The sequence below is a fragment of the Thermoactinomyces vulgaris genome (assembly GCF_005886755.1).
In the GTDB taxonomy this organism is placed as follows: domain Bacteria; phylum Bacillota; class Bacilli; order Thermoactinomycetales; family Thermoactinomycetaceae; genus Thermoactinomyces; species Thermoactinomyces vulgaris.
Window position 1 is genome coordinate 1959504 of the sequence record NZ_CP039710.1, and the last position, 19285, is coordinate 1978788.

A 19285-nucleotide genomic window follows, 5' to 3' on the forward strand; every position below is an offset into this window, starting at 1 on the left:
TTTTCTTCCATGCAGTTTTTTCATTATAAACGTTTCTTCCTGATGTTTTTGTTTTTGCTTCGGATCCCGTATTGGTACGCTTTGCGGATCGCGGTGGACTGGCTGATTTTCAGTGCTTTTGCCACTTCATAAGAACTGTTGTATTTCTGAAAGGCAGAAGAAATGATCTGCCGTTCCATCTGTTTCATGACCTTTTTCAATCCGCCGAGTTTTTCGGCATCCAAGTATTCGACAGCTTCCGCGAACTCATTTTGGGCCGTCCGCTTGCCACCGGATAAAAAAGGCAAATGTTCCGGAAGGATCACATCCGATGGCGTTGTCACCAGCAATCGTTCAATCAGATTGGCCAATTCCCGGATATTTCCCGGCCAATGATAGTTTTGCAACACCTGCATGGTTTCCCAGGCCATTTGCTTATGGGTTTGGTATTTGCGGTTATATTTCTCCATGTAAAAACGGATCATCGGCACAATATCCTGCGGCCGTTTCCTGAGCGGAGGAATCTCAATCGGCACCACGCACAAACGGTAATACAAATCTTCCCGGAATTTCCCCTCCGCCACCATTTTTCTCAAGTCACGATTGGTGGCGGCAATGATCCTTGTATTCACTTTGATCGTTTTCACCCCGCCCAGCCGGCGGTATTCCTGATCTTGCAAAACCCGGAGCAGTTTGACCTGCAACCGAACCGGCATTTCCCCGATCTCGTCCAAAAAAAGAGTTCCCTCATGGGCCAGTTCAAACAAACCGGCTTTCCCTTCTTTTTTCGCTCCCGTAAACGCTCCGGATTCATAACCGAAAAGCTCTGATTCCAAAAGTTCTTCCGGGATGGCCCCGCAATTGACTTTAATAAACGCACCTTTTTCATAGCGTTTGCTGTTTTTGTGAATCATGCGGGCAATCACTTCTTTCCCCACGCCGGATTCTCCGAGCAATAACACCGTCGTGTCGGTTTCGGCGACGCGTCCGGCCAGCTCCATCACTTGCTTCATCTCGGGGCTTTCAACAACCACCGGTTCATCGCCGGCGTGGAATTTGCGAAGCTGCGACAACTCTTCTTTCAGCCGGTTTAATTCGGAGATATCGCGGAGATTGGTCACCACCCGGATCACTTCACCTTCCTCATTAAACACCGGGCTTCCGGTCATCAACAACACTTTTCCCGTGGCCGTTTCCTGAACCATGGTGACCGGCTTTTTCTTTTTCATCACCTCAAAGGAAACCGATTTTTTCACAATCCCCCGTTTCTCCAGATAGCGCATATCCTTGCCGATATAATACTCCTTCGGGATGCCGGTCAACCGTTCGATCGCATCATTGGTTTTGCGGGTAATGCCGTTGGCATCCACAATATAAATGGCATCATAGGAATTTTGAATCGTGGCATCCAATTCATCCCGCACGGCTTTAGCTTCCTCCAATTGCTCTTCCATCTCTTTGAGTGCGGTCAGATTAACCACAACCAAGATGACCATCCCCTGGCAGGAATACAGATTCATTTGCAAATACCGCTCTTGGTGCTTGATGATCCAGCTGGCAGGCAAAGACGTTTTTTTCTCAAAAACCAATTGTTTTAAACCGGTTTGTCCGGTCCCCTCCAACCACCGCAAAATCTTTTTGTCCGTATACAAAGCTTTTCCCTCACGGTCAAAAACGGCGATTCCCGTTTCCAACTTCTTCATTTCTTGAATCTCCCCGACTTTTTCCATCTTGACGCCCCTTCCAAAAAAAGGTCATCTATTAATAATTATTTGTTAAATTTGAATATTCCTCCATAAAAAAGGCTTACCGTGCCGAACATCCGGCCGGTAAGCCCAAACGAATCTACTTCCCAAGCAGTTGGGACGCAATAATATTCTTTTGGATTTCATTGGTCCCTTCATAAATTTTGGTGATTCTCGCATCCCTGTAATACCGTTCCACAGCGGTTTCCTTCATGTAACCGGCGCCGCCGAAAATTTGCAGGGCACGATCCGCCACCCGGTTATAGGTCTCAGTGGCATAATACTTGGTCATGGCTGCTTCCTTGATCGCTTTTTCCCCGTTTTCCAATTTCTTTGCAACGTGGTAGTTGAATGCCCGCCCCACTTCGGTTTCCGTGGCCATCTCTGCCAGCATCCATTGCAACCCCTGGTTTTCGGCGATGGGCCTGCCGAATTGCACCCTTTGTTTCATATACTCCGTGGCCAACTCAATCAATTTTTGGCAGGAGCCGTAAGCCCGTGCCGCCAGGGTGCACCGCCCTTCCGTCAAAATTTTCAAGGCGGATACATAACCGTTTCCCACTTCGCCAATCACATTTTCCTCCGGCACCTCACAATCTTCAAAGAAGATTTGTGCCGTGTGTGAACCCCGAAGCCCCATTTTTTTGTCGACCGCTCCGACTTTCAAGCCGGGGAAGCTTTTTTCCACCGCGAAAGCAGTAAAACCTCCCTTCACCCCTTTGCCGGGATCGGTCACAGCAATCACTGTGAAAAGATCGGCATCGGGCCCGTTAGTGATAAAATGTTTCATCCCGTTTAAGATCCACCGGTCTCCTTTTTTCTCCGCCCGGGTTTTGATGGACGCGGCATCCGATCCGGCTTCCGGTTCGGTCAAGGCAAAGGCGGCCAACTTGTTCCCGGCGGCCAGATCCGGCAAATATTTTTCTTTCAAATGCCGGCTGCCCAACCGGACAATGCCGGTACTGCCAATGCCGGTGTGGGCACCGATGATGGAAACAAATCCGTTATGGGTGCGCCCCAGATTTTCCAACACCAGGCATTTGCCTGTCACCCCGAGCCCCAATCCGCCGTATTCCTCGGGAATCCCCAGACCGAAAAGCCCCAACTGTTTGGCTTTTTCCAGCAAATGGCCGGGAACCTGATCCTCTTCCTCAATCCGGTTGGCATACGGCTCCACTTCATTCTCCACAAAATCCTTTACTGTTTTGGCAATCTGTCGCAATTCATCCGGAAAGGTGATCATGGGAACCATCTCTCCTCCTCAGTCTTCAAAAGGCCAAGCCGGCAAATTCCGGTTTAACGGCCGGTCCACCCGGTAACCAAGCGCATATTCCCCTTGCATGATGGTATGGATTTCACGGGTTCCTTCATAAATCACCGGCGCTTTGGCATTGCGGAGATAACGTTCCACCGGATATTCATTGGAATAACCGTATGCCCCGTGAATTTGGACCGCATCATTGGCCGCCTCAAAAGCGGCGTCACAGGCAAACCACTTGGCCATCGAAGTTTCCCTTGTGTTCCGTTTTCCTTCGTTTTTCAACCATCCGGCCCGGTAGACCAGCAAGCGGGAAATGTCCAGGTTCCGGGACATTTTGGCGATCATTTGCTGGACCAATTGATGGCGGCCGATTTCCTTGCCAAAGGTTTTGCGTTCATGGCAGTACTTGACACTGGCTTCCAGACACGCCCGGATCAAACCGCAGGCTCCGGCGGCCACCGTGAAGCGTCCGTTGTCCAGGCCCGACATGGCAATCTTAAATCCTTCTCCCTCTTCCCCCACACGATTTTCCGCCGGAACCCGGACATCATCCAGAAACACTTCTCCGGTATTGCCGGCGCGAATTCCCAATTTTCCCTGAATGGCCCGGGCCGTGACGCCCTCAAAAGTGCGTTCCACGATAAAACAACTGATGCCCTTGTGTTTTTTTGAAGGATCCGTTTTGGCAAAAATCAGAAAATGATCCGCCACATCGCATAAGGAAATCCATGTCTTTTGCCCGTTCAACCGGTAAACATCCCCGTCTCTCACGGCCGTCGTGGAAATTGCCGCCACATCGGATCCGGCATCCGGCTCGGTGAGACCGAAAGCGCCGATCTTCCCGCCACGGGCTTGGGGCGTCAAATACTTTTCTTTTTGCTCCTCATTGCCCCATTGCAACAGCGTCAGGCTGTTTAAGCCGGTGTGAACCGAAACCGCGGTGCGAAAAGCAATGTCCCCCCGTTCCAACTCTTCACACACGATGGCCAGCGTATTGTAATCCATTCCGGCACCGCCGTACTTTTCCGGGATGCATACCCCCATGAGTTGCAATTCAGCCAGCCGTTGCAAAATCTTTGGCTCAAAATGCCCTTCGGCATCCCACTTCCGGATATACGGCCGGATTTCCCGGTCCACAAAGCGCCGGACCAAATCGGCAACCGCCTTTTGTTCCGCGGACAAAGCAAAGTTCATCACGGGTTGTCCCCTCCTTTTTTCGCTTCATCCCTCAACACCCGGCGTAATATTTTCCCGACGGCATTTTTGGGAAGGGAGGAACGGATTTCAAACTGTTTCGGCACTTTAAACGGTGCCAGATGCCCGCGGCAAAACGCTTCCAACTCTTGACTCGTTGCTTTGGCCCCCGGTTTGAACACCAAATACGCTTTAACCGTCTCGCCGCGGTACGGATCCGGCACCCCGACCACCGCCGCTTCCAGTACGGCCGGATGGGTGTACAACACTTCTTCCACTTCCCGCGGATAAATGTTGTATCCGCCGGCAATGATCAAATCTTTTTTCCGGTCCACGATGTAAAAATAGCCGTCTTCGTCCATGCGGGCGATATCCCCGGTATAAAGCCAGCCGTTCCGAAGGGTTTGTTTGGTTTCATCCGGCATGTTCCAATACCCTTTCATCACTTGCGGACCGCGGATCACAAGTTCCCCGGTTTCCCCGATCTTCACCGTCCGGGTTCCGGTTTCCAGATCCACAATTTTGGCTTCGGTTCCCGGAAGGGGAATGCCCACACTCCCCGGCTTTCTCTGCCCGGAACGCGGGTTGCTGTGCGTGGTGGGGGAGGCTTCCGACAAACCGTAACCTTCATACATCACGGCACCGGTCTTTTTCTCAAACGATTGAATCAATTCGACCGGCAGGGATGCCGATCCGCTGTTGATGATCCGGATGGCATCCACACCGTATTTTTCCGCTCCCGGATATGCGTTTAAAGCGACATACATCGTGGGCACCCCGGGAAAATAAGCGGGGCGGTGCTTTTGAATGGTTTTCAGCACTTCCAGCGGTTCGAACCGGGGCAGCAAAATCAGGGAACTGCCGAGAAAAAAGCCGAAATTCATGGCGCAAGTCATACCGTACACATGAAAGAGCGGGATCACGGTCAAAATTTTGTCCTGCTCCGTCAAGGGGTTTTCGCTGGCATGCGCATGAATTTGCTGGACGTTCGCCACCAGATTTTGATGGGTCAGCATGACGCCTTTCGAACGTCCCGTGGTTCCGCCGGTATATTGAAACACCGCCACGTCCCGCTCCGGTTCCACCGGTTCATCGGGAACCGGTGCCGACGCATGAAGAAACGCTGTCCAAGAAACTTCGTGGGACAGCGGATTTTCCAACCGGAACGAATCCGTTTCCACGATGATCACTTTTCTCAACCGGGAGAAAGATTTTATTTTTTGGACACGCGGATACAACTCCCCGAAAACGATCAACACGTCCGCTCCGGAATCGGTTAAAATGGCTTCCAACTCCCGCCGGGTATACATCGGGTTGATCTGAACCACGACCGCTCCCCTCCGCAGGACACCAAAAAAAGAAATCACATAAGGCGGACAGTTTGGCAACATGATCCCGACCCGGTCCCCTTTTTTCACCCCGCAGGCCCGCAAAGCTCCGGAAACCCGCTTGGACATGTCTTGCAACGTTTTGTAGGAAATCTCCCGGTCATAAAAATAAACGGCGGTCCGGTCCGGGTGTCGTTCCACTGTGCGGTCAAACATTTGCGGCAGAGACAGCTTTTCGTATGCAAACGGTTGTCCTTTGGCATGACTCACCCCGCCCACCACGGTTACCTTGGCCACCAAAGTCTCCCCCTTTTTCGCATCAGATTTTCTGATCCAGGATGGCAAAAGAGGCGCTGGCGACGGCGACCAGCTGATCATCCCCGTCATAAATCCTGCACTCTGCCACCGCCGTCCGCTTGCCCAGATGCAACAACTCCGCCTGTGTTTTCAATCTCCCTTTGTGCACGGCACGGATGTAATTGATTTTCATTTCAGAAGTCACCGACATTTTCCCCGGCGGCAGCCGGGAGTAGACCAACGATCCCATCGTCGTATCCGCAATGTAGGCAATCACGCCGCCATGGACGGCTTGATTCAGGTTCCACAAAAACGGAGTCACTTCGGTTTCAAATTGAAGCGTTTTTTCGGATGTCCACTCCCCTTTGAACCCAATCATTTCATGAAGATGTGTCGAGACATTTTCCCGGACGTTTAAGATCGCCTGTTTCACCCGCTCAAGCAGCAGCTTTTCCATCCCGGTGCCGTTTTTTTGCACCTCTTCCCAAATGGACGGTTTCAATCAAACCCCACCCCGGACATAAAGCACTTGCCCTGTGATGAAACTGGCTTCATCCGACACCAGGAACAAGACCGCATTGGCCACGTCAATGGGTTTGCCTGTTCGCCCCAGCGGAATGGTTTGTGCTGCCGCTTTTTTAAAATCTTCAAAGGGAACCCCGATCCTTTCCGCCGTTTGCCGGGTCATGTCCGTTTCGATAAAACCGGGGGCCACGGCATTGACATTGATGTTAAATTTGCCAAGTTCAATGGCCAGCGTTTTGGTGAACCCTTGAATCCCCGCTTTTGCTGTCGAGTAATTCAATTGTCCCCGGTTGCCGAGCGCCGAAGTGGAACTGAAATTGACAATTTTCCCGTAGCGGTTTGGCACCATGAACCGTTGGGCCGCCCTGGATGCATAAAAGGTTCCTTTCAGATGCACATCCATGACGATATCCCAATCTTCGTCGGTCATTTTATGGACCAGATTATCGCGGATCACCCCGGCATTATTCACCAGGATGTCCAACCGGCCAAACGTGTCCACGGTTTTTTGCACCATGTCTTCCACTTCTTGCCGTTTCGTGATGTCGCAAGGGACCGCAATGGCTTCTCCTCCGGCTTCGCGAATTTTTTGCGCCGTTTCTTCACAGGTTTCGGCATTCACATCCGTCACGGTGATCTTGGCTCCTTCTTCCGCCAGGCATATCGCCGTTGCAGCACCAATTCCTCTTCCCGATCCGGTGACAATCCCCACACGGTCTTTCAATCTCATATTTCATCCACTCCTTATTGAAAAAATCACGCTGCCGGGACGGAAAATTCCGCCTTGCCGGTGACAACCCGGTCCCCATTTTGCGTCGATGCCCAAATGTCACAACAAACCACTTGTTTTCCTTCTTCCCATCTCGTTTCTTTCACCCGTCCTTCACAGGTGATCTCATCGCCCGGACGAACCATTCCCGTAAACCGGACCCCGAATGTTCTCAAATCCCCGTCCGTCCCGATCAGGTTGGTCAGCATTTGCCCGACAAAGGCCATGGTCAGCATGCCGTGGGCAATCACTCCGCCCAATCCGGATTTTCGGGCATAATCGTCATCATAATGAATGGGGTTGAAATCTCCCGACGCTCCCGCATACATCACCAACTGGGTACGGGTGACCGGCGGTTTTTTGAACGGGCCGATCGGATCCCCCGGTTGAAATGTCCGCAACTTCATCCCTCCTGTCCCCGGTAAATCACATTGGACCGGGCAATAAAGACCGTCTCTCCCGCTTCATCCACGCCTTTTTGCTCATACAGCAAAAAGATCATCTTCCCCAATTTCCCTTGCTTTTCATAAACATCCGCCAATTTCGTCGAGCAGTAAATCACATCCCCTGCATAAACAGGACGGAAGTATTCAAACTGTTGTTCCCCGTGAATGAGACCGTCCGTCTTGAGAGAAAACCCCGGAATCATGCCATAATCAAACGTCCGACAAAACGTCGGCGGTGCGACGATCCGGCCGTGGCGTGTGGTTTGGGCATACGCCTCATCATGATACAGCGGGTTGGGATCCCCGATTGCTTCGGCAAATTTGCGGATGGCGCCTTTTTCCACTTCATTTTTGACCGGGGCGGATTCTTTGCCCACCCATTTCCGGAATGCATTCACATCCACTTTTCGTTTCCTCCCTTACCGTCATTTCCCGTGTTTGGCAATGGCCCGGGAGATCACGAGTCTTTGGATTTCGGCCGTTCCTTCCCAAATTTGATAGATCTTGGCGTCCCGGGCCCATTTTTCCACCGGATACTCCTTGATGTATCCATAGCCGCCGAGGATTTGAATGGCATCCATCGTGGTTTCTACGGCGACATCCCCGGCAAACAACTTCGCCATACTGCCTTCGCCCCGGTGAAAAGGAATCTTTCGATGCCGCATCCAACCGGCCCTCCAGGTCAAAAGCCGGGCGGCATCAATCCGGGTCGCCATGTCAGCCAGTTTAAAGGCAACGGCTTGATGCTCAATAATCGGTTTTTTAAATTGGATTCGCTCCTTGGCGTACTGCAGGGCATATTCATAGGCCGCCCGGGCAATGCCGATGGCGGAGGCAGCCACTCCCGGCCGGGTGTGCTCCAACATTTTCAAAGCCCCGACATACCCCGGGACATATTCCGGATCCCCCGGTTCCCCGCCCAGCCGGTTTTCAACCGGAACCCGCACATCTTCCAGGATGATCTGGGCGGTATGCGACGCCCGGACCCCCATCTTCTTTTCTTTGCGTCCCATGGAAAAACCCGGCGTGTTTTTGTCATCAATGAGAAACGCCGCGATGCCCTTCCAGCCTTTGCTCCGGTCCAAAGTGGCAAACACCACGTGGATGTCCGCGATGCCCCCGTTGGTGATAAACTGTTTGGTCCCGTTTAATACATACACATCGCCTTCCCGCCGGGCCGTGGTTTGAATGGAAGAAACATCCGAACCGGCTCCGGGTTCCGTCAGCCCCATGGCGCCGATCAAGCAACGATCGGGATCACACAGCATCGGGATCCATTTTTTCTTCTGTTCGGTGGTTCCCATGGCCATGATGGCGGCAGCGGGCAGATGCGACCCGTTGATGGCCACCGCGATGCCGGCGCATCCCCAAGCCAGTTCTTCGGAAACCAGCAGGCTGGCCACCGGATCTTCGATGCCTCCGCCGCCGTATTCCTCGGGATACGAAAAGGTCGTCAATCCCAGCTTGTGTGCCTTTTTGACAATCTCCCAGGGAAACTCCTCGGTCTCATCATGGTAAGCCGCATGAGGACGGATTTCTTTTTCGGCAAAATCATGTGCCAGCCGTCGGATTTCCTTCTGCTCCGGGGTCAGCTCAAAATCGATCATGTTCCGCCTCCTTCAAATCAACCGCTTATTTAATCAGCCAGCCGCCGTCGACCACAATGTCCGCCCCGGTGATGTACGAAGCATCATCGGAAACCAAAAAGGCGACGGTCCCCGCCACTTCCTCCGGTTTCCCAACCCGTTTCAAAACAGTGTGGCGCTCAATGGTTTTGACAAAACCAGGGTTATTCAAACTGTCTTCGATCAGCGGGGTTTCAATAAATCCGGGGCTGACCGAGTTGACACGAATGCCGTATGAGGAAAGCTCATAAGCAAACGCACGGGTCAGATTGATCACTCCGGCTTTGGCCGCGGAGTAATGGGCAAACAGCGTCCCCGGTTTCATTCCCGAAATGGAGGCAATATTGACAATGGCCCGGTTTTGTCCGCCCTTCATCCGTTTGGACAATTCTTTGGTGACCAGAAACACACTGCGCAGGTTGGCTGCCTGCACTTCTTCCCATTCTTCAACCGAAATATTTTCCAACAAATTCAGTTTTGAACTGCCGGCGTTATTGACGAGTATATCGATCTGGCCAAACTTTTCTTCAATAAAATCCGAAAGCCGCTTCACTTCCTGTTCACTTGTCACATCAGCCGAGTACGTGGTCGCATGCGACTCCCCGATTTCGCCGGCAACCCTTTCCAACTTGCTCAATGTCCGGCCGACCAGAACCACGTATGCTTCTTCCTGTGCCAACCGTTTGGCAATCGCTTCGCCTATCCCGCTTCCTGCACCGGTGACAACCGCCACTTTTCCGGCAAAGCGCAAAAAAACCCCCTCCTTGTCCCATGTCTCGTTATTTTTTAAATTGCAAATTTTATGCCAAATATAAATGTACAATCCGCCGGCATGAAACCGCTTGTTGACAGGGAGTTTGGGAATCATGTGGATCCACCCGGTTCATGTCGTAAGTCGTTTTTGCATTGGTTCAGTCATTTATGCATGAGCAAAAATGACTTATTTTCCGCGACAAAAAAACCCCTGTTCCCCCACCGGGACAGGAGTCTTCAACCGTTTAACACCGCCAGAGGATCGTTTGCGCGATCCCGATAAAATATTCCGATTCCCGAATAATATGATTCATCACCACTTGCGCTGTCCTGTTCCCTTGAAAAGCCGCGCTTTGGTCGCGAATCATCCTGCACAATTTGAACCAAATGCTTCACCCGGTATTCCAACTCCGGATTTTTTTTGCAGGGCAACCGGATCTTCGTCTCAATCCAGCGAACAACGAGCTGATGGGTGTCCGTCAAAGCTTTTTCCCACTCATTCAATGCCTCCACATACCGGGATTCCAAATTTTTGACCAGTTCCTTGATCACAACGGTGTGTTCCGCCTCCTGCTGCTTCCAAAATTCGGCTTCATCCAGAATGCGAAGCGGCATTTTTTCCCCGTAATAAAATTGCACAAAACCTCCTCCTTTTTTCCTCCCCGTCGCAAGTAAATATATATGCCGAAAAAAGAAAGATATGCTTTGAAACCACTCACAAACCCGGACCCGTTCAAATCAATAAAGCCTTCCCGTTATCCGGAAAGACTGTCCCGGTTTCGTATTAATCGATGTGCTTCAATAGTTCATTTCTCTTGATTTTCTTGTTACTTCCCGCCGGATGGTTGTGAAGCAGATATTGTTGCAAACGCTCAGTCCATTTCGCTTGGTATCCGTCGATTTGTCTGATCTGCTTCATAAATTCATCAATCGTGTCATGATCAACCATTTCAATGGGTTGGGGAATGTATTTTTCATTTGCGTGATCATATGCCCGCCATATGGTATAACAAATGGCGTACATTGCACACACCCAAATCTGCTCTTCTTGCGGATCATCGGTCAGCTCAAGATAGATCGATACCCCCGTGTCATTTTCATTGTCAAACTCGAAATAAATATCATCCGCACTGTGTTTTTTCTTCTCCACCCATTCCCAACACATGCCAATCGTCTTTTTCAACTGCGGATAACCCTTTGTTCCTTTCAACCGGTTGATCAGTTTTTCTGTTAAAGCCAATAAATAAGCCGGCCCGGCGTCATCATGAACGTTTGAAATCCATTTCATGGGTATCACCTGTTTATCTTTTCATTTCTGATTTATGCAAAAACCTGCGGGCAGGAATCAATATATCAAAAATCAATTCATCAACTTCACTCAGTGCTTCCCTTTTGATTCTTCCTGCTTCCCGCCGGATGGTTGTGAAGCAGATATTGTTGCAAACGATCCCTCTCCACTTATGGTCATAAAAAAGCCGCTTTGATCTGAGTGGCATGCACCAAATTATCCTTCAAATGTCCTTTTCTTTAAAAGTAACAATCCATTACCGATCAGCAACAAATCCATGAGCAACCAAGCCACGGAATAAGATTGCATATCCACGATAAACCCGAAAACAGCCGGAGCCAGGATGATGGCCACTTGGTTGAGTGTGAGCGCATAGCTGACCATCAATCCGTCTGCCTGAGGCGGGGCGTTCTCGGCCACTGCCAAAAGAAAGGAACTGAACCATCCGATGCCAAAAAAGCCCAGCCATGCCGACAAGAGAAAGAGAACCCACACAGGCAGAGACGCGGGAAGGAAAATCAAAACAGAGACGCCCAACACGGATGCCCAGATGGAAAGATGAAGCGGATATTTCCTGTTTCCGCCCCACCACTTGTCACTGATGTAAGCCAGCACAATCCTCCCTGCCATTCCGCTCAGCAAAGCCGTGGATAACAGCTGTCCCGCGTGAACCAGTTCCACATTGGTCTCATTGCTGAAGAAGATCATCAAATGGCCCACCAAAACCATTTGAAGGGAAACCATGATGATCCCGGTGCATAAAACCGGAAACATTTTTTTATTTTCGGCAATCTCTTGGATCTTTTCTTTGAATTGTGCATTGCGGTTGTTTTGGCTTTGGCGCGGAAGAGGCGGATCACGGTATAAAACCAAGAACAACAAGCCACCGAAGATGGCAAGGGACGCCTGGGTATATACCGCCGTTTTCCATCCGAAATGAAAAGACAAGAACGGAAGCAACATTCCGCCGATGGCCCCTCCGATGGGAATGCCAGCCTGCCGGATGCCCATGGCCAAGCCTCTTTCCCTTTCTGAGAACCAGCGCAAAATCACCTTGCTTCCCCCGGGTTGGGCCGTTCCATACCAAATCCCGACAATCCCGAGCAATCCCAACAACAAGAAGTAATTCTCCGTAAACGATACAAAGAAAAACGAAAGCCCCAACAAAACCGAACCCAAACTGATCAGCCAGCGTTCCCCGTATTGATCCAATGCATGACCAATAAAGAGCATCGACAATAAAGGGCCGATTTGGACGGCAGAAACCAACAACCCCGCCTGGAAAGTGGTCCATCCCCATTGTTCCTGCCAAATCGCGGCCAGCGGCCCGACTCCGTAAGTGACCAACGTTGCAGAAGCTTGAGACCAAGTTGCAATCGTCAAAATCAACCACCGATAATAAGCCGGTTGTTGAGATCCCATCGTTTCCCGTTGCAAAGGCAAACGGGTGTTCATTTTGGTTCGCCCCCTTGTTTTTTGATGAGACAAAAATAAAAGATTCACATCGGACCCACCGCAAGAAAGAAAGTCCGGTACATCCCGAAAGTCCCGTTTTCCGCCTCCAGCTCTTCCCTGCTCCGCATGTTTCCTGCCGGATCTTATTGTTACTTCCGGACGGATAATTTTGCAAAAGATATTGTTACAAACGTTCCGCCCATTGCTCTTGGTATCCGTTAATTTTATTCACTTTGTCCGTAAACTGATCAATCATTTCATCACTTTCCAACTCCCAACACCTGTCCATCGCTTCCCTTGCTTCTTGAAACCATTCACGGCCGGATATTTTGTACACGATCTTTTCGGACAAAGCCAATAAATAAGCCGCTTTTGCATCGGTGTTTACTTTTTTATACCACTTCACTTTCTGCTGCCCTCCCTGTGTCATCCAACCGGCCGCCACCTTTAAAAACAAAAAATTTATATTTATATTTTAAATCAGATAAGTCCGCAAATCATCCCCTCTCCGATTTTCACGCTCAATAAAAAATCGAGAGCTGAATTTCTCAGCTCCCGGCTTTCCGATGATATGCATATCAGCAAATCAAACCATCTTCCACTTGCTCAAGAATCACCGCCCAATAGGTTTCTTCCTCTCCCAAAGCTTTTGGATCGAATTGATGAAATTGTCGTTTGATCTCCCCGACGATCCCCCGAATTCTTTCTTCATCCCCCGTCTCCATCGAATCGATCAGTTGCGGCTGGTGACGCAGATAAATTTTGAGAAACATCAGAAATGTGGAAAGGTCCGCGTTCATCCACCTTTTTCCTTTGGCAAAGAAGGAATCCAAATAATACAAACAATCCGTCTGGCAATGGATCCCGATTTCATTTCCTTCATTCTCAGCGATCATCAAATAGTCCTCACCCTCATGATCCCTTTTCATTTTGGGCTGATCATAAAAATGAAGATAAAAAGGGCTTCCTTTCACCTTCTCAGAATCCAGCGGCAACCCGACCGATGATAAGAACGTCAGAGTTGAATCGGACAAACCGGATTGGGGCAGCTGTTCATGATGAAACGGAACCAGTTGGTCTTTCCAAAACGCTTTTAATTCTTTAGTCAACTCAGCCATGGATCCAGCCTCCCTGTTTATGCATTCCAACACTTTTGAACATCTGGATGTCCCAGTCTGTTATTTCATTATTTCTTTGACTGATTTTTTAAGTTCATTGACTCCTTTCCTCCTTGACTCTCTGGTGTTTCCGTATTCAAAACTATAAGTAACTTTGGCATTTGGAAAATTTTTATCGATAAACGGTTGGCACATTCCACCCGGGATCACGCAAGGCTCCAGTTCCGAATAGATTCGGGTTACCTGCTCAGGATGTATTCCTTCTTGTTCCAATTCTCTGGCGATTTTTCTCTCAGAATGTCCATAACCACTTTCTTTTATGATGATTTTGTATTCGCCATTTTGGATATATTCAAAGACGGCTACGTTTCTTCCTGAGCTTAGATTGTTCTTTTTCCGGTAAGCTTGGACAATTTGACTTAAATCGGATTCTCCGTACTGTATTTTTCCAGTGAGATTGACATGAGGACTCCGCATCTCATCCGGAATGGTTTTGGAATCCAATACTTTTAAACATGAACCGGGGATTTCAATAGAGGCAAGATAACCTGCCGATGTACGGTTTCCCACACACCCGTCCACTTTCATGATGATGTTTTTGACAATCGGGGTTTTGCCCAGAATCGGTTCCAGTGAAGTGAAAGCTTTATAGACCGCCGGAGTGGCAAAATGAACCACTGCAACGGCACCAGCTCCAAAAACGCCGGCCATAATGGCATTAAGCACATTGATATTCCGGTTATGAAGGATATCATCTGCCACACTGGTTCCGGCACCCTCGACGGCTCCGATAAGCCCGGTTCTGGAAAACATTTTTTGAAACGGACCAGGCAACTTAGGAAGCAGTTGTTGTCCTCCCCGGAGAACAGCACCCAAGCCCGGGGTATTTTTCAAACCCATGATCAACTTTTGACCAATGCCGGATGCCAGTCCTTTGGCAAGACCTCCGGCAATGCCAAATCCCAAAACCCCAAGCACTCCACCGATGGCCGCCTCCATGAAAGTGTCCTTATTAATTCCGCCATTCAGACCGGCACTAACCAGAAAGGAAATCCCCATTCCCCACAGAATGGAAGCTCCCAATCCGGACGTGAGCGGAAAAAAACATAAGACAATGCCAATGACCAAAACAACAGCACAAGCAATATATTCTTTATATTTTTTCACCCATTCCCAAACTGTTGACAGCGCATCCACAACAACTTCCGCCATTTTGGAACAAATCTCAGTTAACCAATCCCAAAAGGCAGCGGCTTTCGCTTTGAGCCATTCCCATGATCCGGAAATTTTGTCCCCCAACCAGTCCACGATCTCTGACAATGGTTCGGTAATCTGATCCACAATTCCTTTCTGTTCATCGACCGGAGGGGACGAAACAGGCTGTTCCTGTTGAATCGGTTCTTTCTGTTCAAATTGGTCAAACTCGTCATTGACAGTGGGAACTTGAATGCCGTCTGCCAGCACCACACCTTGATGCCAAAAACCAATACCTGACAATGCCATCAAACTAATTAAAAGATATTGAATCAGTCTCTTCGCCATTGTCCTTTGGTTACGAAAACCCGTAACCCCATTCCTCCTTTTCCTTTCAACCGAAGAAATGGATGATTATTAATTTTATGAAATTTCTGTCCTTATTACAAGATTATTTCATTATCCCCCATACAAAAGCACCTGCAACAAGCAGGTGCTTTAATCCACAAACTGTTTATCAACCACCTGTCCGAATACCCCGGCATCCTGTCCAAAAACCTTCCGGATCGATCGAGCGGAGGGTTTTCAGTTCTTTTCCGGAAGGTGGCGGGGTTTCGGTAAGCGAGTCAAACCGCTTTAACGGCCAGTCGGTGTTTTCTTGCACTTGTTCAAAAGCGACGCCGGGATGAATGGTTGCAAGCATCAATTCTTTGGTTTCAGGATCCGGCTTTAAGACCCCCAAATTGGTGATTAAAGCGGATAATCCTCCCCAGGGCAATCCCACGGATTCCCGCCATCCGCTCCCATTGCCGAACCCGGGGGAAGTGATGTAGTCCACACGGTCGGTGAGTCTCCGCTTTTCATGGTTCATGATGGCCAACAACCGGTTGGAAAGCGAGGCGATATCCGCCGCTCCCCCGCTTCCGGGCAGTTTCACCTTGGGAGTTGTGGTCCCTCCGAGATAGGAGGTATTGATATTTCCGTAACGGTCGATTTGCGCCCCGCCGATGAACCCGACATCGACACATCCTTGTTGCATGAGAAACATCAAGTGATTGGTGGAGGTACACCACTGGGCTCCTGTCACATTGGGAGGATCCCCCATCGTGTATAACAGTTCATCGGAAGGCTCGTCCCGGACGATACCGCATTCGAAAAATCCGATGGCGTCGGGAGCATGCAGTTTTTTGGCCACGGCAAAAGCCAGCATCGGGAGCCTCATCCCGACAAAGACGACATCTTTGTCCCGGATTTCCCTCGCTGCGGCAATCACCATCAGTTCTTCGGTGGTATAATCCATTTCCCCACTCCCTCTCCGGCATTATTCGTAAGCATAGTTCACTTCTGCCGCCAACGCTTTTTTCGTTATCTTCAGCCTCTCCCAACGGCTTCCGAGCAACCGGAGGTATTCCTCATGGGAAGAAACCGACAAGACCCATTGGTTCAGCCACTTCCGAAAACCTTCTTCATCCCTGCTCTCTTGATGGTAATCGTGAAAGAAGGAATGATCCCGTTGATAATATCCCGGCATGGGGGAGGGATGGCAAAATCCCGGACAATGCACCACGGCCGACACTTTGAAGCCGGGAACCAGCAATCGGTTGGGGTCGCTGGTAATCACGTCGCCCGGCACGATTTCTTCCGCCAGCAAAATCACTTTTTTGCTCGCCAGGGCGGCTTCTTGCGCCACGCCGAGATTTCCCCAGAGGTGCGCATTCCCAAATTCATCCGCGCGCTGTACGCCCAAAATGGCGACATCCGGCGTCAGGGCGGGTACATACACCAGTTTTTCCTCCCCGAGCGGAGAAGTGCCGACCTGAAGCTTCGGATTGGTTTTGAGAAGATCCGATCCCAGCAACGACCGGGTCGGCAAAAACGGAACTCCCATTGCTCCGGCCAACAGGGCCAAACCGATGGTAAAATTGCTGTGATCCTCCACTTTGAGGGGGCGGGGAATCCCTTTTTCCATCGCCCGGCGGTAATTGTAACCAAGGCCCGCACTCACATTGCCGGACCACGCGGCAATCAGGCGGTCCACCGCGCCGGCACCAATCATCACATCAAACAAAATATCGGAGATGGGCGCAATTAACGTTAAATTTTCTTTTTTCTGACGAATCAACTCATAAGCAGCCGCAAACGGAATCATCGCCTCCAGACAGGCGCCCATCACAACCGATTCGCCATCTTTCACCAAGTCTGCCATGGCTTGCTCCAAACTCATGCGTTTGGTCTGACGCATTCATCTTTCACCACCCGTCACCTGAGTCATCCGTTTCAAACGTAAACTCTTGCCGTTTGCTTCACCACATCGACGGCTGAATCCGCGCAACCAACGGATCCCGTCCAACTTTAAGCATATCATCAGATTGTCCGTAAGACCAGAACACAAAAAAGCGATCAGGATTTCTCTCCCGATCGCTTGCAACCGTCTGAAAAACCGGTTTTCTCTTCAGGCTTTTTGCGCCGTCATCAGCCATACAAAACGGTTCAGCTGTTTGAAGGCCACGGTCAACCCCGCCTGTTGGAAAGCGTTTTCCAAACGGCTCACCACCGGATAAAACTCCCGTTTCAAATCCGATGCCAGCTCGTGGAAACCGCGTTCTTCCGCTTCTTGTTGCATGTTTCGCTTCGCCTCTTCATCCCGGAAAACAGTATCGGCAAACACGATTTTGCCTTCCGGATTCAACCGGCCGGCCAACTCGCGGAGTGCCCGGTCTTTCATTTCATCCGGCAAATGATGAAAGGCATAAGTGCTCACAATCGCGTCAACCGAGGGGATTTCCTCCGGGACATCCAAAAAGTGTCCTTCATACAGCTTTAAATCCGGCACTTTTTCTTTTGCCTTTTTCCGCATCGCTTCCGATGGCTCGATACCGATCACCCGGTAACCGGAATTTAAGAGCAAACGGGACAAATTTCCGGTGCCGACACCAAACTCCAACACCAGACTTTGTTCCGGAAGTTGAAGAGCATCCACTACCGCTTTCAAAATGCCAGCATATCCTTCAAACACCTCTTTATATTCCTCATGGCCGCCGAATACGGTTTCATCATAATGGTCGGCCCATTCATCAAACAAATCATTAAATAATGCTTCTGTCATATCCATGCCTCCCGGGCAAACGCCAATAAATCTCATCAAAATAGTGTGTTTTTATTTGATATTAACAGAATATACCTTTGGATACAATCCCTTTCTTTGATGATATTCCTATGCATATTTGCCGGTCCCCGTGTCTTTCCGGACTCCCGCTATCTGCCCAAAAAAAGAGCCATTTCATCTTTGCGACAAAACGGCTCTGCTATGTATCAGGAGATCCTCCGGTTTAATAACTGATCAGTGCGGCCATCAAAATTCCGGCTGCAATATGGAGTCTGGATGAGAAAATCGCCACGGCCACATTGCCTTTGGGGATTTCCTTCAACACACTAAACGGCGCAAACCAGTGGAACAGGAAAAAGATCGCCAAATGAAACAAAATCCCCACGACTCCCCAGATGATCAGATCCACCAGGTTCACGGAATTAAAAATGGCAGAAGCCACCACAATGACCAACCCCAACACTTTTCCGCCCAAATCATGGGCCGCCGCTTTGGCCGCCCGCACTTTGGTGTCATCCTCCGTATCCGCTCCGGCGCGGATCAACCCGATTTCGCGATAAGGCGTTGACCACAAAAACAACAAATAACCCAAAAGCACAAGCGGAATGGAAACGCCGAGATAATAAATAAAATTCAAAAAATATCCCCATTGAGCCACTGTTGTTCCTCCTCTCTTCAGGCTTCTTTCCATTATACAAATTTTTCGTTCCCGGGCCTGCCTGTTTAAGATTCGTTTCCGCTTTCCTTTTCCCCGCGCAGGATTCCCCGGACTTCCATCAAAATTTCCCCCAACCGGTTTTTTCCTTTTCCGTCGGGGCCACATCCCCAATAACGATCCACCGGTGTCTTTTCAACAATCCGTTCATCTCCGGTGGACAACAAGATTTCCCGGATCTCCTTGTGGGTTTGAAACTTTTTGAGAACGGCTTTCCGCATGATGTCATCTTTTACTTCTTCCCAATCATCCCGCAAAGGCAACCTTCGATCCCGTCCGGTATTGGCCGCTTCCATCGGACTTTTTGCCAACCGGACTTTTTCTTCATATGGCGTCCCGGCAAATTTTTGCGCCTGAAAATAATGCTCACTTGTCGGCCACCATTTCCCATCCAACCTGAAGCCGTGCGGAGAAAAATTGGAAAAACAGCCATATGGTTCATTTACCCGGTAAAAATAAATCGTCATGATGCCACCTGCCCTTGAGC

General features: G+C 49.9%; 20 protein-coding genes and 1 pseudogene. All 21 read right to left on the reverse strand.

Translation table 11 applies throughout. From position 1 onward, the window contains the following. Positions 1-23 precede the first annotated feature (23 nt). The 21 genes and pseudogenes from FA954_RS09980 to FA954_RS10080 all read right to left on the reverse strand — a co-directional run bounded on the left by FA954_RS09980 (position 24) and on the right by FA954_RS10080 (position 19268). Positions 24-1709 carry a sigma-54 interaction domain-containing protein gene (locus FA954_RS09980; RefSeq protein ID WP_138615056.1) on the reverse strand — a complete coding sequence of 562 codons (1686 nt, stop codon included), beginning with the start codon at positions 1707-1709 and terminating at the stop codon, positions 24-26. Positions 1710-1824: 115 nt separating this feature from the next. After that, the gene (locus FA954_RS09985) at positions 1825-2967 is read right to left on the reverse strand and encodes an acyl-CoA dehydrogenase family protein (protein WP_138615213.1); all 1143 of its coding nucleotides are present in this window, start codon (positions 2965-2967) and stop codon (positions 1825-1827) included. Positions 2968-2985: 18 nt separating this feature from the next. After that, complete coding sequence (locus tag FA954_RS09990) at positions 2986-4179, reverse strand: acyl-CoA dehydrogenase family protein (protein WP_138615214.1); 1194 nt, start codon at positions 4177-4179, stop codon at positions 2986-2988. After that, a complete protein-coding gene (locus FA954_RS09995; protein WP_138615057.1) occupies positions 4179-5804 on the reverse strand; it encodes a long-chain-fatty-acid--CoA ligase in 1626 nt (541 codons plus the stop codon). Before FA954_RS09995 ends, FA954_RS09990 begins: the two co-directional genes overlap by 1 nt. Before the next feature lie 22 nt (positions 5805-5826). Next, positions 5827-6306 (reverse strand): PaaI family thioesterase, encoded by a 480-nt coding sequence (locus FA954_RS10000; RefSeq protein WP_138615058.1) that lies wholly within the window; start codon positions 6304-6306, stop codon positions 5827-5829. Beyond that, a complete protein-coding gene (locus tag FA954_RS10005; RefSeq protein WP_138615059.1) occupies positions 6307-7059 on the reverse strand; it encodes an SDR family NAD(P)-dependent oxidoreductase in 753 nt (250 codons plus the stop codon). It lies immediately after the preceding gene. 26 nt (positions 7060-7085) lie between these two features. After that, a complete protein-coding gene (locus FA954_RS10010) occupies positions 7086-7505 on the reverse strand; it encodes a MaoC family dehydratase (RefSeq protein WP_138615060.1) in 420 nt (139 codons plus the stop codon). Continuing rightward, positions 7502-7948 (reverse strand): MaoC family dehydratase N-terminal domain-containing protein, encoded by a 447-nt coding sequence (locus FA954_RS10015; protein WP_138615061.1) that lies wholly within the window; start codon positions 7946-7948, stop codon positions 7502-7504. Before FA954_RS10015 ends, FA954_RS10010 begins: the two co-directional genes overlap by 4 nt. Positions 7949-7969: 21 nt before the next feature. Further along, the gene (locus tag FA954_RS10020; protein WP_138615215.1) at positions 7970-9148 is read right to left on the reverse strand and encodes an acyl-CoA dehydrogenase family protein; all 1179 of its coding nucleotides are present in this window, start codon (positions 9146-9148) and stop codon (positions 7970-7972) included. A 28-nt stretch (positions 9149-9176) separates the two neighbouring features. Then, positions 9177-9920 (reverse strand): SDR family NAD(P)-dependent oxidoreductase, encoded by a 744-nt coding sequence (locus tag FA954_RS10025; RefSeq protein ID WP_138615216.1) that lies wholly within the window; start codon positions 9918-9920, stop codon positions 9177-9179. 247 nt (positions 9921-10167) lie between these two features. Beyond that, positions 10168-10561 (reverse strand): annotated as a pseudogene (locus FA954_RS10030) (DUF2935 domain-containing protein). Between the two features lie 145 nt (positions 10562-10706). Beyond that, positions 10707-11210, reverse strand: coding sequence for an Imm6 family immunity protein (locus FA954_RS10035; RefSeq protein ID WP_138615062.1), 504 nt, complete (start codon positions 11208-11210; stop codon positions 10707-10709). Between the two features lie 216 nt (positions 11211-11426). Further along, positions 11427-12665, reverse strand: coding sequence for an MFS transporter (locus FA954_RS10040; protein ID WP_049719855.1), 1239 nt, complete (start codon positions 12663-12665; stop codon positions 11427-11429). 184 nt (positions 12666-12849) lie between these two features. After that, the gene (locus FA954_RS10045) at positions 12850-13071 is read right to left on the reverse strand and encodes an Imm6 family immunity protein (RefSeq protein ID WP_138615063.1); all 222 of its coding nucleotides are present in this window, start codon (positions 13069-13071) and stop codon (positions 12850-12852) included. A gap of 172 nt (positions 13072-13243) precedes the next feature. After that, entirely contained in the window at positions 13244-13783 is a 540-nt protein-coding gene (locus FA954_RS10050; protein WP_037993671.1) for an SUKH-4 family immunity protein, read from the reverse strand. 60 nt (positions 13784-13843) lie between these two features. Beyond that, positions 13844-15325, reverse strand: a complete 1482-nt coding sequence (locus FA954_RS10055) for a nucleic acid/nucleotide deaminase domain-containing protein (RefSeq protein ID WP_138615064.1) — start codon at positions 15323-15325, stop codon at positions 13844-13846. Positions 15326-15494: 169 nt separating this feature from the next. After that, positions 15495-16277: a CoA-transferase subunit beta gene (locus FA954_RS10060; protein WP_138615065.1), complete on the reverse strand. Its 783-nt coding sequence runs from the start codon at positions 16275-16277 to the stop codon at positions 15495-15497. A gap of 21 nt (positions 16278-16298) precedes the next feature. Beyond that, positions 16299-17219 (reverse strand): CoA transferase subunit A, encoded by a 921-nt coding sequence (locus FA954_RS10065; RefSeq protein WP_138615066.1) that lies wholly within the window; start codon positions 17217-17219, stop codon positions 16299-16301. A 210-nt stretch (positions 17220-17429) separates the two neighbouring features. Beyond that, positions 17430-18083, reverse strand: a complete 654-nt coding sequence (locus FA954_RS10070) for a class I SAM-dependent methyltransferase (RefSeq protein ID WP_175413193.1) — start codon at positions 18081-18083, stop codon at positions 17430-17432. A 223-nt stretch (positions 18084-18306) separates the two neighbouring features. Then, positions 18307-18741, reverse strand: coding sequence for a DUF350 domain-containing protein (locus FA954_RS10075; protein ID WP_049719848.1), 435 nt, complete (start codon positions 18739-18741; stop codon positions 18307-18309). 65 nt (positions 18742-18806) lie between these two features. After that, a complete protein-coding gene (locus FA954_RS10080; protein ID WP_280524680.1) occupies positions 18807-19268 on the reverse strand; it encodes a riboflavin biosynthesis intermediates N-glycosidase in 462 nt (153 codons plus the stop codon). Positions 19269-19285 lie beyond the last annotated feature (17 nt).

Coding starts and splice junctions, on each gene's coding strand:
- FA954_RS10010 (WP_138615060.1), bottom strand. CDS start 7,505: ATGAAGTTGCGGACATTTCAACCGGGGGATCCGATCGGCCCGTTCAAA.
- FA954_RS10065 (WP_138615066.1), bottom strand. CDS start 17,219: ATGCGTCAGACCAAACGCATGAGTTTGGAGCAAGCCATGGCAGACTTG.
- FA954_RS10070 (WP_175413193.1), bottom strand. CDS start 18,083: ATGACAGAAGCATTATTTAATGATTTGTTTGATGAATGGGCCGACCAT.
- FA954_RS09985 (WP_138615213.1), bottom strand. CDS start 2,967: ATGATCACCTTTCCGGATGAATTGCGACAGATTGCCAAAACAGTAAAG.
- FA954_RS10040 (WP_049719855.1), bottom strand. CDS start 12,665: ATGAACACCCGTTTGCCTTTGCAACGGGAAACGATGGGATCTCAACAA.
- FA954_RS10060 (WP_138615065.1), bottom strand. CDS start 16,277: ATGGATTATACCACCGAAGAACTGATGGTGATTGCCGCAGCGAGGGAA.
- FA954_RS10035 (WP_138615062.1), bottom strand. CDS start 11,210: ATGAAATGGATTTCAAACGTTCATGATGACGCCGGGCCGGCTTATTTA.
- FA954_RS09980 (WP_138615056.1), bottom strand. CDS start 1,709: ATGGAAAAAGTCGGGGAGATTCAAGAAATGAAGAAGTTGGAAACGGGA.
- FA954_RS10005 (WP_138615059.1), bottom strand. CDS start 7,059: ATGAGATTGAAAGACCGTGTGGGGATTGTCACCGGATCGGGAAGAGGA.
- FA954_RS10050 (WP_037993671.1), bottom strand. CDS start 13,783: ATGGCTGAGTTGACTAAAGAATTAAAAGCGTTTTGGAAAGACCAACTG.
- FA954_RS10055 (WP_138615064.1), bottom strand. CDS start 15,325: ATGGCGAAGAGACTGATTCAATATCTTTTAATTAGTTTGATGGCATTG.
- FA954_RS09990 (WP_138615214.1), bottom strand. CDS start 4,179: ATGAACTTTGCTTTGTCCGCGGAACAAAAGGCGGTTGCCGATTTGGTC.